Origin of the sequence: Streptomyces sp. NPDC058796, from assembly GCF_042745235.1 — a bacterium.
GTDB lineage: Bacteria > Actinomycetota > Actinomycetes > Streptomycetales > Streptomycetaceae > Streptomyces.
Genome location: NZ_JBHYOP010000016.1, coordinates 85,336 through 100,370, shown reverse-complemented (window position 1 = coordinate 100,370; position 15,035 = coordinate 85,336). Strand labels below are relative to the sequence as shown.

5 protein-coding genes are annotated in these 15,035 nt (G+C 71.6%); all 5 read left to right on the top strand.

The window, feature by feature from the left end; all coding sequences use genetic code 11:
* The coding region (locus tag ACFW47_RS32045; RefSeq protein WP_386307890.1) for a beta-ketoacyl synthase N-terminal-like domain-containing protein at positions 1 to 3,045 on the top strand (3,045 nt) is incomplete at its 5' end.
* Between the two features lie 12 nt (positions 3,046 to 3,057).
* Positions 3,058 to 3,939, top strand: coding sequence for an ACP S-malonyltransferase (locus tag ACFW47_RS32040; protein WP_386287982.1), 882 nt, complete (start codon positions 3,058 to 3,060; stop codon positions 3,937 to 3,939).
* A gap of 5 nt (positions 3,940 to 3,944) precedes the next feature.
* The gene (locus tag ACFW47_RS32035; protein WP_386307888.1) at positions 3,945 to 5,255 is read left to right on the top strand and encodes an FAD-dependent oxidoreductase; all 1,311 of its coding nucleotides are present in this window, start codon (positions 3,945 to 3,947) and stop codon (positions 5,253 to 5,255) included.
* 52 nt (positions 5,256 to 5,307) lie between these two features.
* Complete coding sequence (locus ACFW47_RS32030; RefSeq protein WP_386307887.1) at positions 5,308 to 12,126, top strand: SDR family NAD(P)-dependent oxidoreductase; 6,819 nt, start codon at positions 5,308 to 5,310, stop codon at positions 12,124 to 12,126.
* A gap of 45 nt (positions 12,127 to 12,171) precedes the next feature.
* Positions 12,172 to 14,970: an alpha/beta fold hydrolase gene (locus tag ACFW47_RS32025; RefSeq protein ID WP_386307885.1), complete on the top strand. Its 2,799-nt coding sequence runs from the start codon at positions 12,172 to 12,174 to the stop codon at positions 14,968 to 14,970.
* The last annotated feature ends 65 nt before the right edge of the window (positions 14,971 to 15,035 follow it).

Sequence of the window (15,035 nt, the reverse complement as noted above, 5' to 3'; positions counted from 1 at the left end):
TACCCGACCGTGGCACGGCTGGTGGAGTTCTTGGTCACCGAGCACGCCGACACGGTGACGGAGGCCTTTTCCGCCCCCGTCACCCCGGCCGCCGAGACCACCCAATCCACCGAGTCCACCGAGTCCGCCTCGGCCGCCGAATCCGCTGGGGCACCTGATGTGCGGGGACAGGTGGAGCTGTTCGTCCGCGAGGTGATCGCGGAGACGATGCGGCTGGATGTGGCGGAGGTGGAGCTGGACCGTCCGTTCCGGGACATGGGAATCGATTCGCTGATCTCCATGGAGCTGCTGCGGCCGTTGCGCGAACGGGTGGGGTATGTGCCCGCGACGGTGTGGTTCGAGTACCCGACCGTGGCACGGCTGGTGGAGTTCTTGGTCACCGAGCACGCCGACACGGTGACGGAGGCCTTTTCCGCCCCCGTCACCCCGGCCGCCGAGTCCACCGAGTCCACCGAGTCCACCGAGTCCGCCTCGGCCGCACCGACCGCACCGACCGCACCGACCGCCGAAGTACCCGAGGCGCGGCCGCAGAAGCACCGCACCGAGCGGGCCGAGCGAATCTCCCCGCCCACCGACGGGTTCGTGCCCCGCCCCGACGACATAGCCGTCGTCGGCGTCTCCGCACGGCTGCCGGGGGCCGCCAACGCCCAGGAGTTCTGGGACAACCTGTTCGAGGGCCTGGACTGCACGTCCACCGTGCCGCCGGAGCGCTTCAGCGCGCGCATCGCGGAGGACCCCGACCCCGTCTCGTACACCGAACGCGGCGCCTTCGTCGACGACATCGACGCGTTCGACCACACCTTCTTCAGCATCACGCCCCGCGATGCGGCGCGCATGGACCCCCAGGAGCGCCTCGTCCTGGAGCAGACCTATCTGGCGATCCTGGACTCCGGACACAGCCGCGCCCAGCTCGCCGGCAGCGACACGGGCGTGTTCGTCGGCGTCATGAACGGCGGATACGCCTGGCACACACCCACCGAACCCGGGGCTGAGCCGCCCACCTCTACGTTCTGGTCGATGGCCAACCGCGCCTCGTACCACTTCGACTGGCACGGCCCCAGCATGGCCGTCGACACCGCCTGCTCGGCGTCCCTGACCGCGCTGCACCTCGCCTGCCAGTCCCTGCGCACGGGTGAGTGCGACCGCGCTGTTGTCAACGGCGTCAACCTCATCACGCACCCGCGCCAGTACCAGCTCCTGTGCGGCCTGGAGATGCTGTCGCGCACCGGGCAGTGCCGGCCGTTCGGGGCGGGCGCCGACGGCTTCGTGGACGGCGAGGGCGTCATCAGCCTGGTGCTCAGGCCCGCCGAGGACGCCCTGCACGACGGCGACCGCGTCTACGCGTTCATCAGCGGCTCCGCGGTCAACGCCGGCGGCCGGGCCAACGGGTACACCGCGCCGAACCCCGAGGCCCAGTACGGCCTCGTCACCAAGGCCCTCGCGGCGGCCGGCACCGCCCCCGAGGACGTGGGCTACGTCGAGGCCCACGGCACCGGCACGGCCCTGGGCGACCCCATCGAACTGCGGGCCCTGACCAAGGCGTACGCCGCGGCCGGTACCCAGCGGGTCCGGCTCGGCTCGGTGAAGTCCAACATCGGCCACCTGGAGTCCGCGGCCGGCCTGAGCGGCCTGCTCAAGGCGGTGCTCCAGATGCGCCACGGCTATCTGGTGCCCTCACTGCACACGGAGCGCACCAATCCGCACCTGGACTTCGAGGACACCCCGTTCAAGCTCAGCACCCGGCGCGAGCGGTGGCCCGCGGGCCTTCCCCTGGTGTCCGCCGTCAGTTCCTTCGGCGCGGGCGGCGCCAACGCCCACGTGGTGCTGCGCGGGGTGCCCGAGCAGACGGCGCCCGCCGGCCCGCCACGGCGCGACAGCTACGTCATCCCGCTCTCCCACCACACCGGCACCGGACTGCAGCTGGCCATGGACGAGCTGGCCCAGTGGCTGCGCGGGCGCCGGGTCGACATGGACGCGCTGGCCCACACGCTCGCGTGCCGCCGCGACAGCTTCGCGCACCGCGTGGCGATCGTCTGCCGTGACCAGGACGAACTCCTGCGCGGACTCGAACAGGACTTGGCCCGGCGCTCCGGCCCCCGGATCACGACGGCGGGCGCGGTGGAGGAGCTGTCCGCCCGCACCGCCCAGGACATCGCGGCCCTGTACGAGTCCGGCGGATCCCCGGACTGGGAGAGCTACTACCCGAGGACCAGCCCCGTCGAGCTGCCCGCCTATCCGTTCTTGCGTCACCGCCACTGGATCGAATCCGAGGAATCCGACTTCCACTCCCTGGACTCGCTGGTGTCCGCCCACCGCGTCGACGGCGTGACCATGGCCCCCGGGGCCTGGGCGCTCGCGGTCCTCGCCGAGCGGGCCGAGGGCCGTGCCCTCGGGAGCGTGCTGTGGCAGAAGCCGATCACCGATCCCGACGCCGTCGAGGTCCGGGAGCGCGGCACCGAGCTGTCCCTCGTCGACCGGGCCACCGGCGTCGTGCACTGCACGGCCGAGGTGACGGCACCGGCCGCGGTCGGCAGCCCGCCCGTCCCGCCGGCCGGTGCCCGCAGGCACCACAGGCGGGAGATCTACGACACCTTTCGACGGCTCGGCTACGACTACGGCGAACCGCTGCGCGGCGTGCGCTGGGCCGAGGCAGGGCCCGGCGCGGCACGTGCCTTCCTCCACGTGGACCGCGACTGGGGCTACGGCCTGTCCCCCGCGCTGCTCGACTGCGGGATGCAGCTGTCCATCCTGATGGCCGCCGAAGAGGAACCGGGCGGACCGGTGTTCGTCCCCTACCACCTGGGACGGTTCACCGTGGTCCGGGCCCCGCGGGACGAGGCGGTGTACTGCCACTGCGTGGCCAGGCCCGGCGGCTCCCGGCGGGCCCGTACGTACGACTTCTTCTTCACCGACGAGCACGGTGACGTCCTGGTGGCCCTGGAGGAAGTGGTGTCCATGGCCGTCGAGGGCAGCGCCCCGGCGGTGCGGGAGGCCCCGGCCCCCGCACCCGCCGCCGCGCCATTCACCGTCTTCGAGCTGAACTGACGGGGGGCGACGATGGCCGGCGATGTGCTGATGTTTCCCGGGCAGGGCTCGCAGCGCCTGGGCATGGGCAGGGACGTGTTCGACGCCTATCCCCAGCTGTGCGAGAGGGCCGACGACCTCGTCGGCCACTCCTTGCGCGAGCTGTGCCTGGAGGACCCCCGCGGGCTGCTCAACGAGACCTCGTACACCCAGCAGGCGATCTACTTCGTCAGCTGTCTGATGTACCTGGCCCACACCGAGCAGCACGGGGACGCGCCGGTGCGGTGCGTGACGGGGCACAGCTTGGGGCTGTACCCGGCGCTGTTCGCGGCCGGCGTCTTCGACCTCTTCGAGGGGCTCGAGATCGTCTCGAAGCGCGGCGCCCTCATGCAGGAGGCGCGGGGCGGAGCGATGGTCGCGGTCCTGGGACCGCAGGCGCACGCCATCGACGAAGACCTCGTCCGACTGGAGGTCTTCGACGTGGACGTGGCCAACTACAACAGCCCGGACCAGGTCGTCCTCAGCGCGGCGAAGCCGTGCCTGGAGGAGCTGGTGCCACGCCTCGAAGAGATCGGCCACCGCTGTGTGTGGCTGCCGGTCAGCGGGGCCTTCCACTCCCGGCACATGGAGCAGGCTCGGCGCGCGTTCGCCCTGTTCCTGCGTGATCGGGAGTTCGCGCCGCCCACCAGGACCGTCGTCTCCACGACGAGCGGCCGGACACTGGGTGCCCAACACCTGTTGGAGGAGATGGTCTTCCAGCTGGTGAAGCCGGTGCGGTGGTGGCAGACCGCGACCTATCTGGCCCGTGCGGGGCACAGGACCTTCAAGGAGATCGGTCCCGGCACGGTGCTGACCAAATTGAGCGCACAGATCCTCGGCGACGAATCCGCGCCGCAGGCCGATCCCAGGAAGTGATGACCGTGGAATCAGCAAACAGCAGGGTCGCCGTGATCGGTGGCGGCGGCTCAGGCGCCGTCGCGGCCTGGCAGTTGTCCCAGAAGTACGACGTGACGCTCTTCGAGGCGGGCGAGTACCTGGGCGGGCACGCGTACAGCCACCCGGTCGAGACGGAGCGGGGCACGCTCCACGTGGACATGGGCGTGGAGCACTTCAACGAGAAGCTCTCGCCCAACCTGTTCCGGATACTGACCGACTTCGGCATCGGCACCTACGTCGCCCCGTCCTCGGTGCACGTGGACTTCCCCGGTGACGGGCGGACGTGGAACAACCTCGACTTCCTCGGCTCGCTGCGCGAGGAGCTGCACGAGGAGTTCGACCGGTTCCACCTGGAGATGAACCAGCTTCCCACCTCGGGCGACGACTCGTACAAGACCATGAGCATCGGCGAGTACCTGGACAAGAACGGGTACTCCAAGAGCTTCAAGTACCAGGCGATGAACCCCATCCTGAGCATCTACTCGGGCTGCCACGCGCCGTCGCTCGACTACAACCTCATGTACGTCGCGCTGTCGTTCAGCATGAACCTGCTCTCCTTCTTCGCCCCCGGCTACTGGCGCAAGGCGCAGGGCGGCATCCACAGCTACCTGGCCAGGATCGAGGGCGAGCTGGGCGAGCGCATCCGGCTGAACACGCCCGTCGAGTCCGTCACCCCGACGGACTCGGGCGTGACGGTGGTGGCCGGCGGGCAGGAGCACCGGTTCGACCAGGTCGTGTTCGCCACGCACGCGGACGTGACGCTGTCACTGCTGCGCACGTCCGACCCGCAGTACCGGGAGCTGCTCGGCGACTTCGCGTACGTACCGGTCGAGAGCGTTCTGCACCAGGACGAGAGCTGGCTCAGCACGGTGGGCCGTGACGCCTACTGCCAGTTCCGGATGCCGGACGACTTCACACTCGCCCGCGCGGAGGAGCACTTGGGCAGTCTCACCCGCAACTGCAACGTGCTCCACCCCTACCGCGACGTCGAGTCGCCCATCCTGATCACCTTCGACCCGCAGGAGGAGGTCGACGCCGAGAAGGTCATCGTCCGGCGCAAGTGGAAGCTGCCCCAGCTCCGTCCGGCGGACGTGGGCCGCAAGAAGCAGCTGAGCCGTATCCAGGGGCGCAACAACCTCTGGTTCTGCGGCACCGACACCAGCGTCACCGGGCACGAGGGAGCGATCGTCTCCGGCATGGTGATCGCCGACCGTCTGGGTGTCTCGTTCCCCTACCCGGACGACGCTCCGGCTCTCGGCCAGTTCCGCGGCATCAAGGAATTCATGGGTGTATGAGCCGACGACCGCCCTCCTGTTCGGACCTGACTCTCTCTCACGGGGATGACCCATGGAATCGCTAGCCCCTCGGTACACGGATCTCGCTGCCCCGGACGTACCCGGTGAGCCGGCCGGCACCACTGTGGTGGTCACCGACCGGGAGGACATCGCGGCGGCGGCCCGTTCCCTCGGCGCCGAGTGCTGGTACGCCGACCCCGCCACCCAGGGCGAGGACCGGATCGGGCAGGAACTGCGACGGCACGCCGCCCATGCCACTACCCTGGTGGTGGCGTGGGGCGACGGGCCGGCCGGCGGCACACCCGAGTACGGCCCGGCGGTGCGGTTCGCCCGCGCCGGGCTCGCGCTGCTGCAGGCCGCACGCGCGTCGGGACGCCGCGTCCACCTCGTCACGCTCTCCCGAGCGGCCGACACGCTGCCCGCGCTGCTCGACGGCATGGCCCGGACGGCCGCGCTGGAATGCCCGCTCGTCCACACGGCGGTCGAGTACGACGGTGCCGTCACCGCACAGCGGCTGGGCGCGTGGATCGCGGCCGGTGCCCGCCGCCCGGGGGCCCGGCTGCGGGCCGACGGCGACCGGATCGGGCTCGTCGAGTACACGCCGACGGCACTGGAACCCGTGCGGCCGCATGCGGTGTTCGGCGTCGGTGACCGCGTCGTGGTCATCGGCGGTTCCGGCGGCATCGGTCGCCATCTGTGCCGGTATCTGAGCCGGCACTGCGGCGCCGAGGTGTTCGTCCTGGGCCGCGGCACTCCGGGCCCGCAGGCGCAGGAGGCTTTGAAGGAAGCGGGTGTGCGCAGCTATCTCAGTGCCCCGGCCCACGAGCCCGAGGCCCTGGACGGCGCGCTGCGATACCTTCACGCCCGGTTCGGGCCGATCAAGACGGTGTTCAATCTCGCCGGAGTGCTGGACGACTGCCTGCTGTACAACCTGACGCCCGACCGCCTGGAGAACGTCCTGCGGCCGAAGGTGGCCACCGCCCTCAACCTGGCGGCGCTGACCGGTCCGCACCGTCCCGGTACGGTGGTGCACTTCAGCTCGCTGACGAGCGTCACCGGAAACGTCGGCCAAACGGCCTACGGAGCGGCCAACGCGTTCCTCGACCGGCTGACCGCGAACCGGCCCGACTGGTACAGCGTCAACTGGGGCCTGTGGGACACCGACGGCATGCAGATGCCGGACGACGGCTCGGGGCTGCGGGCGATGTCCCCCGAACGGGCCTGCGACGCACTGCTGTCGGCCCTCGCCACCGGGACGCGTCAGCCGGCCGTCTACGAGGGGGAGACGAGCCTCCACTCCGGCCCTCGCCCCGAGGCCGCGCCCACCGCCGGACCCGCTGTCGTCCCGAGGGCCGCCGCGCAGGGCGCCGACGCGGGCATCGCCGCCGTGGACCTGCCCGCCCGTACCGTCAGGTGGCTGCGGGACCTCGTCGTCCGGCACAGCGGCCTGCGGCACCTGCGCGACGACGACAACCTGCTGGACCAGGGGCTGGACAGCGTCGGCAGCATCCGCATCAGCAGGGACATCGAGACCCGCCTGGGCATGACCGGATCGTCCCGGCTGAGCCGCGCGGTCCTCTTCGAATACCCGACGGTTGCGACGCTCGGGGCGTACCTCGCCGAGAACTTCCGCACCGAGTTGGAAAGCCTCGTCGCCCGGGAGGAGCCGCCGGCCCCGGAGCCCGCCCCGGCCCCGGCCGTCCCCCCCTCGCCCCGACCCGCCTCGACGCAGGGGGAGCCCGCCCGCCCGGCCGCCGAGCCCGAGACCGGGACCGTTCCCCCGGCGGACGCCTATCGCGGCGACGACATCGCCATCATCGGGATGGCGGGGGAGTTCCCCGGCGGCGCCGACACCGAGGCGTTCTGGCAGGCACTGCTCAGGGGCGACGACGCGGTCCGCGTCATACCCGGCGACCGCTGGGACTGGCGCGAGAACCACTCCTTCTCGCCGGACGAACCCGGCACCTCCTACGGCCGCCACGGCGGATTCCTCGACCGGGCCCTGGACTTCGACCCCGTCTTCTTCAACATCGCGCCCCTGGAGGCGCGGTACATGGACCCGCAGGAGCGCCGCTTCCTGCAGTCCGTCTACCACGCCCTGGAGGATTCGGGGCACTTCGCCCGACCGACCGACGACGTGGGTGTCTTCGTCGCCGCCATGTTCGGCCACTACCAGGACCTCACCGCTCCCGACCGAGTGATCGGCAGCTCGTTCGCGGCCCTGGCCAACCGGGTCTCCTACGCCTTCGACCTGCACGGCCCCAGCATCGCCCTGGACACCATGTGCTCCGGCGGGCTCACCGCCCTGCACCTGGCCGTCCGCAGCATCCGTGCCGGGGACTGCGCGCTGGCCGTGGCCGGCGGCGTGAACCTCATGACGCACCCCGGCAAGTACCGTCTGCTGGCTGAGGGCAAGTTCCTCAGCCCCACCGGCCACTGCCAGGCCTTCGGAGTGGAGGCGGACGGCTATGTCCCCGGTGAGGGCACCGTCGCCGTGGTCCTCAAGCAGCTGTCCGACGCGGTGCGCGACGGCGACCGGGTGCACGCCGTCATCCGGGCGACGGCCGTGAACGCCGGAGGCCGCACGGCCGGCTTCACCGTGCCGTCCGAACGCGCCCAGCACCGCGTGATCGCCTCCGCCCTGGCCCAGGCGGACATCGAACCGTCCGCGGTGACCTACGTCGAGGCGCACGGCACGGGCACCCGGCTCGGCGACCCGATCGAGGTGCGCGCGCTGCGCCGGGCTTACGGTGGGCCCGAGCACGGACGCGCCCACCTGGGCTCGGTGAAGAGCAACATCGGGCACCTGGAGTCCGCCGCGGCCATGGCCGGGCTCGTCAAGGTCGTCAAGCAGCTCACCCACCGGACCCTGGCACCCACCCTCCACTGCGCCATCGAGAACCCCGACCTGCACCTCGACGACTCGCGCTTCACCCTGGTCAAGAAGGCACTGCCCTGGACCAAGGGCCCCGAGCCCACCCGCTTCGCCGGACTGAGCGCGTTCGGCGCCGGCGGTTCCAACGGGCACGCGATCATCCAGGAGTTCGTGGCACCGGACCCCGTCCGCCCGGCCCCCGCGTTCCCGTGCTACTTCATCCCGCTCTCCGGGCGGGACGAGGCCGCCGTACGGCGACGCGCGGACGACCTGCTCGGGGCGCTGGAGGACGCGCCCGACACGGCGTCGTATCTGTACGGGCTGAGCTACACCCTGTGCTGCGCCCGCCAGCACCACCGGGTCCGGCGCGGCTACTGGGCCGCGAGCGTGCGGGAGTTGGCCGCCGTGCTCCGCAGCACGGACGCGCCCCAGTCCGCGGCCCCGCCGGCCGACGCCCCCTGGGCTCAGGCGGCAGCGGCGTACCTCGACGGCGAGAACCCCGACTTCGCGGCGCTGTTCCCGGTCCGGATGCTGGTGGACGCCCCGCTCTACCCCTTCGCCGACGAGCGGCACGTGGCCGACACGCTCGACCACACGAACCGGACCTCCCGCGCGGAACTCACCGCACCGGCCTCCCGCACCCCGGCCGCCGACGCCGGCGCACTGCTGCTCACCCCCGTATGGCGCCCGCGACCGGCGGACGGCCCCGCGCGGGAGCCGGTGCCCTGTGTCCTCGTCCTCACCGATCGCGGCCGGGAGCACCGGCTCCCCGACCCACCCGCGGGGACCCGGCTGATCCAGGTGTCCCCCGGCGACGAACTGGAGCACCTCGCCGGTGAACTGGGCTTGGACCACCTGTACTGGGTGGACCTGAGGCGCGAGGTTCCGGTGGAGGCGGAACTGTCCTTCGCCAGGGCTCTGCAGAGATGCCGCACCCCGTCCACTGTCCTCGGCGTGACGCACGAGGACGACCCGGCCGAGGTACGGGCCAGGGCCGGGTTCCTGCACGGCCTCGCGGAGGAGAACCCGCACATCCGCACCGTCCAGGTGCGACGCTCCGGGGACGCGCTCGCGGACGGCTGGGGGCCGCTGCTCGACGAGTTGCGTGCCGCCCGCCTGCCGCTCACCGAGGTCCGGTGGTCGGAGGGGGCGCGCCAGACACGCGAGCTGACGGACCTCGGCCTGGCTGACGGCACCCGGCTGCGCACGAAGGGGACGTACCTTCTGACGGGGGGCCTGGGCAAGGTCGGCCGGGCCGTCGCCGAGCTCCTGACCGAGCGGCACGACGCCACGGTGATCGCTGTCGGCCGCTCCGCGCCGGACGACTCGCAGCGCCGGTGGATCGATTCGCGGCCCGGACTCCACTACGAGCAGGCGGACATCGTCTCCTCGGCCCGGACCCGGGAACTGATCGAGACGATCCGCGAACGCTTCGGCGGCCTCGACGGCGTCATCCACTCCGCGGGCGTCGTCAAGGACGCCCTGGTGCAGAACAAGTCCGCGAAGGACGCGGAGGCGGTGCTCGCCCCGAAGGTACGGGGCACGCTGAACCTGGACCGGTACACCGCCGGGCTGAACCTGGACTTCTTCTGCGTCTTCTCCTCCATCTCCAGCGTCATGGGCAACGCCGGGCAGAGCGACTACATCGCCGCCAACCGCTTCCTCGACGAGTTCGCGGCCGAGCGCGCCCGGCGCGTGGCGGCCGGCAAGCGCAGCGGACTGAGCCTGTCGGTCAACTGGCCGCTGTGGCTGGACGCCGAGGACGAGCGGCGTGAGCAGTACCAGGCACTCGCCACCTTCCTGCGTGACCAGTTCGGGATGGAGCCGCTCTCCTCGCGGCGCGGCGCGGAGCTCTTCCTCGACCTGCTCAACGGCCTGCCGGCCACCTGCCACCAGGTCGTGCCGTGCGTCGGCGACACGGAGCGGATGCGGCAGCGGTTGCTGCCCGCCGCCGCACCGGCCGTGCAGAGCCCAGCCACGGGCGACCCCGGCGTGGCGCTGGAGGAGATCGGCGAGCGGCTCGTGGAGCTGGTGCACCGACAGACCGGCCTGCGACCGGAGGACATCCCCGTCGACCGTACGTGGGGCGATCTCAGCTACGACTCGGTGATGCTCCAGCGCCTTGCCCAGGAGCTGGGCCCGCAGTTCGGTGTGGAGACCCCGCCCAACGCCCTCTTCAAATACAGCAACATCGCCTCGCTGAGCGCCTATCTGAGGGACCGGAGCACACCGGTCCAGGAGCAGCGGGCCACCGTGCCGCGGCCGGCGCCCGCCCCCGCCGAGACGCCGGGCACCGGACGGGGCAAGTACGCCGTGGTCGGCATGAACGGCATCATGCCGGGCGGCGCGGACCTGGCGGACTTCTGGCAGCTGCTCGTCGAGAACGGCAGCGCCATCCGCCCGGTCGACCGCTGGAAGGACCCCGGCAAGCGGTACTTCGCGGGCACCATCGACGCCTTCGACGCGTTCGACCACTCCTTCTTCGGGATCTCCGCCCGCGAGGCGACGCTGATGGACCCCCAGCACCGGATCTTCCTCCAGAGCGCCTACAACGCCCTGCTCGACGCCGGGTACGCGCCCGGGACGCTGCGCGACGTGGGCGTCTTCGCCGGCGTGCAGTTCAGCGAGTACCAGACGGCACTGCAGCACAGCGAGGACCGTGACCACCCCTACACCGTCACGGGCAACGCGCACGCCATGCTCGCCAACCGCGTCTCCCATCTGCTCGATTTCACCGGCCCGAGCCAGACGGTCGACACCGCCTGCTCCAGCGGTCTGGTGGCGCTGAACCGGGGCGTGCTCTCCCTCGCTGCGAGGGAGTGCGACGTCGCTCTCGTGGGTGCCGTCAGTGTGCTCGTCGACCCGGCCGCCACCGACGCGGCGAGCAAACTCGGCGTCCTCTCGCCGGACTTCCGCTGCGCCACCTTCGACAAGGACGCCAACGGCTACGTACGGGCCGAGGGCGTGGGATGTGTGGTGGTCAAGCGCCTCGACGACGCGCGGCGCGACGGCGACACCGTGCTCGCGGTCATCGAGGCGGTGGCCGAGAACCACGACGGCCGCTCCAACTCGCTGACCGCCCCCAACCCCCAGGCGCAGGTCGCCCTGCTGAACAGGGTCTACACACCGGACCTCGCCGCCCGTGTCTCCCACATCGAGGCGCACGGCACCGGCACCCACCTGGGCGACCCGATCGAGATCAGCGCGCTGCGGACCGCGTTCGAGGGGCTGGCCCCCGACCGTGAACCGGGCAGCATCACACTCGGCGCGGTGAAGACCAACGTGGGCCACCTGGAGCCGGCCGCGGGCATGGCCGGGCTGCTCAAGCTGCTGCTGTGCCTGCGCCACCGGCGGCTGCCCGCGAACATCAACTTCAAGGAGCACAACCCGCTGATCGAGCTCGACGGTTCGCCCTTCCGGCTGCTGCTGGAGAACGAGGCGTGGGAGCGGAGCACACCGCTGGTGGCCGGCGTCAGCTCCTTCGGTTTCGGCGGGTCCAACGCGCACGTGGTCCTCGCCGAGGCGCCCGCCGCGCCGCCTGCCCGAAGGGTGTCGCGGCCGCACTGGATCGTCACACTCAGCGCCCGCTCCCGCGCCTCGCTCACGAGGATGCGGGACGGCCTGCTGGAGTGGCTGCAAGGACCCGAGGGCGAGCACGCGGACCTCGCGGACGTCGCCCACACCCTGACGACGGGCCGTGACCACTTCGAGTACCGCATGGCCTGGGTGGTGGCCGACATCGCGCAGCTGCGCCGGCGACTCGGAGAGGCGCGCCCCGACGAGGTGGCCAAGAGCAGGCCCCAGCGGCTGACCACGCACCCGGTGACGCTGCCGGCGGCGACGGACCCCGGCCATCGCGCGGTGCTTGAGGACCTGAGGGACCGCTATGTGGCGGGGGAGGAATTCACATGGGAAACGATGTTCGACGACGGGCAGTTCGGCCGGCTGCACCTGCCCGGCTACGCGTTCGAACAGAACCGGTTCTGGTTCGAGTGACCGGCAACGGAACGGCAACGGCGCGCCACGGAATCGAGGGTGGGCATGGACGAGCTGCTTGAGGACGAGACCCCGGTGGTGGTCGGCATGTCCTGCCGGTTCGCCGGCAGCGACGGCCTGGAGGAGTACTGGGAACGCCTGCGGCTCGGCCGCAGCGCCGTGGGCACCACCGGGCGCTGGGCGGGTGAGGAGGACGGCGCCGCCTTCGTCGGCGCTTTCCTGGACGGGCACCAGGACTTCGACGCGCGGTTCTTCAGGATCTCGCCGAACGAGGCGCAGTGCATGGACCCGCAGCAGCGGATCCTGCTGCAGTCGGTGCAGCACGCCGTCGACGACAGCTATCTGGCGTCCTCGGACCTGCGTGACCTGGACTGCGGCGTGTTCGTGGCCGGGCTGCCCGGCGACTACCGCTCGCTGATGGCGCGACGCGGCGACCTCGTCCATGGAACCCACAGCTTCCTGGGCAACGCGCCCTCGACGCTGTCGGGCCGCATCTCCTACTTCTACGACATCACCGGCCCGTCGATCACGCTGGACAGCGCGTGCTCCTCGTCGCTGGCGGCGCTGCACGAGGCGGTGCTCAACATCCGGGCCGGGCAGTGCCGTGCCGCGGTCGTCGGAGCCGTATCGGTCTTCAGCACCCCCGAGGTGCTGCGCTTCGCACAGCGCTCCCGGATGAGCTCCCCCGAGGGCGCGTCGCTGCCCTTCACCGACGCCGCCGACGGATTCGTCCCGGCCGAGGGAGCGGCCTCGCTCGTCGTCATGCGGTACGACGAGGCCCGCGCCCGGGGGCTGCGGATCTACGGCGCGGTCCAGGCGACCGGCACCAACCACAACGGCACCACCAACGGCCTGATGGCGCCGGGCTCGCAGCCGCAGTCCCGGCTGATCGCCGGGCTCTACGAGCGCGAGCGGATCGACACCTCGCGGATCGCCTATCTGGAGACGCACGGCACCGGGACGCCGCTGGGCGACCCCATCGAGCTGGAGGGCCTGCGCTCCGCCTTCCGCGAGGCCGGCGGTGAAGGCTGCCACCTGGGCGCCGTTAAACCCCTCATCGGGCACACCCTGGTGGCCTCCGGGCTCGCGAGCGTCGTCAAGGCGCTGCTCGCCTTCCACCACGAGACGATCCCGCCGGTGGCCGCCACCGGCGACGCGGTCTCGTACCTCGACGTCGCACCGTTCAAGATCAACCGGGAACCGCTGCCGTGGCCGCGGGACAAGCCGCTGTGCGCCATCAGCGCCTTCGGCTTCACCGGCTCAAACGGGCACGTGGTCCTGCGCAAGCTGCCCAGCGGGCCGACGGGCGAGGACGCGGCGGACCGCGGCCCCGCGCGGGCGCTCCCCTTCTGCCTGTCGGCCGTGTCGCACGGGAGCCTCACGACGCTGGCCGGCCGCACCCGGGCACTGGTCGCCGAGCTGCCCGAGGGCCGGCTCTGGGACCTCTCCCAGCTGCTGCTGCACCGACCGCGCCACCCGCACGAGCAGGTGGTGGTGGCCCGCACCCGGGACGAACTCCTCACCTCGCTCGACGTGTTGGCGCGCCCCGGACAGGGCAGCCAGGCGCCCGGTGCCGAGGACACCGACCGCTGTGAGGCCACTCAGCGCGACCTCGTCGCCCTGTGGAGGGCGCAGGACACCTCCGCCCTCCGCCGGAGGCTGGACGCACCGGCCGACCTGGCACGGATCACGTTGCCCGCCTACCCCTTCGAGAAGCGGCGGCACTGGGTCCTCGATGACGCCCCGGCACCCGAACCCGCCCCAGAACCCGCACCCGAACCGGAAAGGGGGGCGGAACCCGTGGACGACGGCCTTGTCGACCAACTGTGCGCCCGACTGTCGGACCTGCTGGGCTTCGATGAGGGATCGGGCGAGGTCGTGCCCGGCACCAGAATCGTCACGCTCGGCCTGGACTCGCTCTCGGCCGTCCAACTGCTGAGCCCGTACCAGAAGGCCGGAAGCCCCATCAAGGCGCACGACCTCTTCCGCCACGAGACCGTGGCTGAGCTCGCCACCGCCATCGGCGGCACTCCGGCCGGGCCGGAGAAGGAAGCGGGGACGCCCGGTGACGCGGCGGCGGACCCGGCCCAGCGGGCCCGCCCGACCCACCGAGCCGCACCGCTGCTCCAGTGGACCCAGTACGGCGACACGGGGCGGCCCACCTTGCTGCTCCCGCCACTCAACTGTGACCAGCGGGCATGGACCCAGCAGATCCCGGCGCTGCTCAGGGAAGGACGCGAGATCCACGTCCCCACGTATCCGGGGCACTCGCAGACCCCGTTCGACGAGGAGCGCTTCTCCTTCGAGGCGCTCGCGGACGAGGTGGCCGACTTCCTGCGGGACACCGCGGGCGGCCCGGCGGACCTCGTCGGCTGGTCCCTGGGCGGCTGCGTCTCGACCCTGTCCGCCCTGCGACACCCGGAGCGCGTCGCCTCGCTGACCCTCGTCAGCTGCGCGCCCCGCTACGGCGAGGACGCCTTCGATCGGACCCTCGACCTGCGTGAGGAACTGCGCGTGCAGGGGGGCCTGCTGGAAACGGTGTTCGGCGCAGGTGGCAACCTGGCCGAGAGGTTCGGCGCGAGCGCTTCGATGGACATCCTGCGCTGCTACTACGCGGCGCTGACGGACTTCGACGTCGTCGACCGGCTCCCGGACATCACCACGAACTGCCTAGTGGTCCGCGGCCTGGGCGACTGCGTCCTCGACGAGGAAGCGGTCGCGCAGTACGCCAAGGTCCCCGGGGCGCGGGTGAGCGAGTTCGCGGACCACGGGCACTACCTGCCGCTCACCGCTGCGCGGGACTTCAACAGGTCGCTGACGGAGTTCTGGGCCGAGCGCGACTGACGCGCGACGCCTTACGGCACACCGGACACCGGATACCCCAGTCCACCACTCCATCACCTCACCTC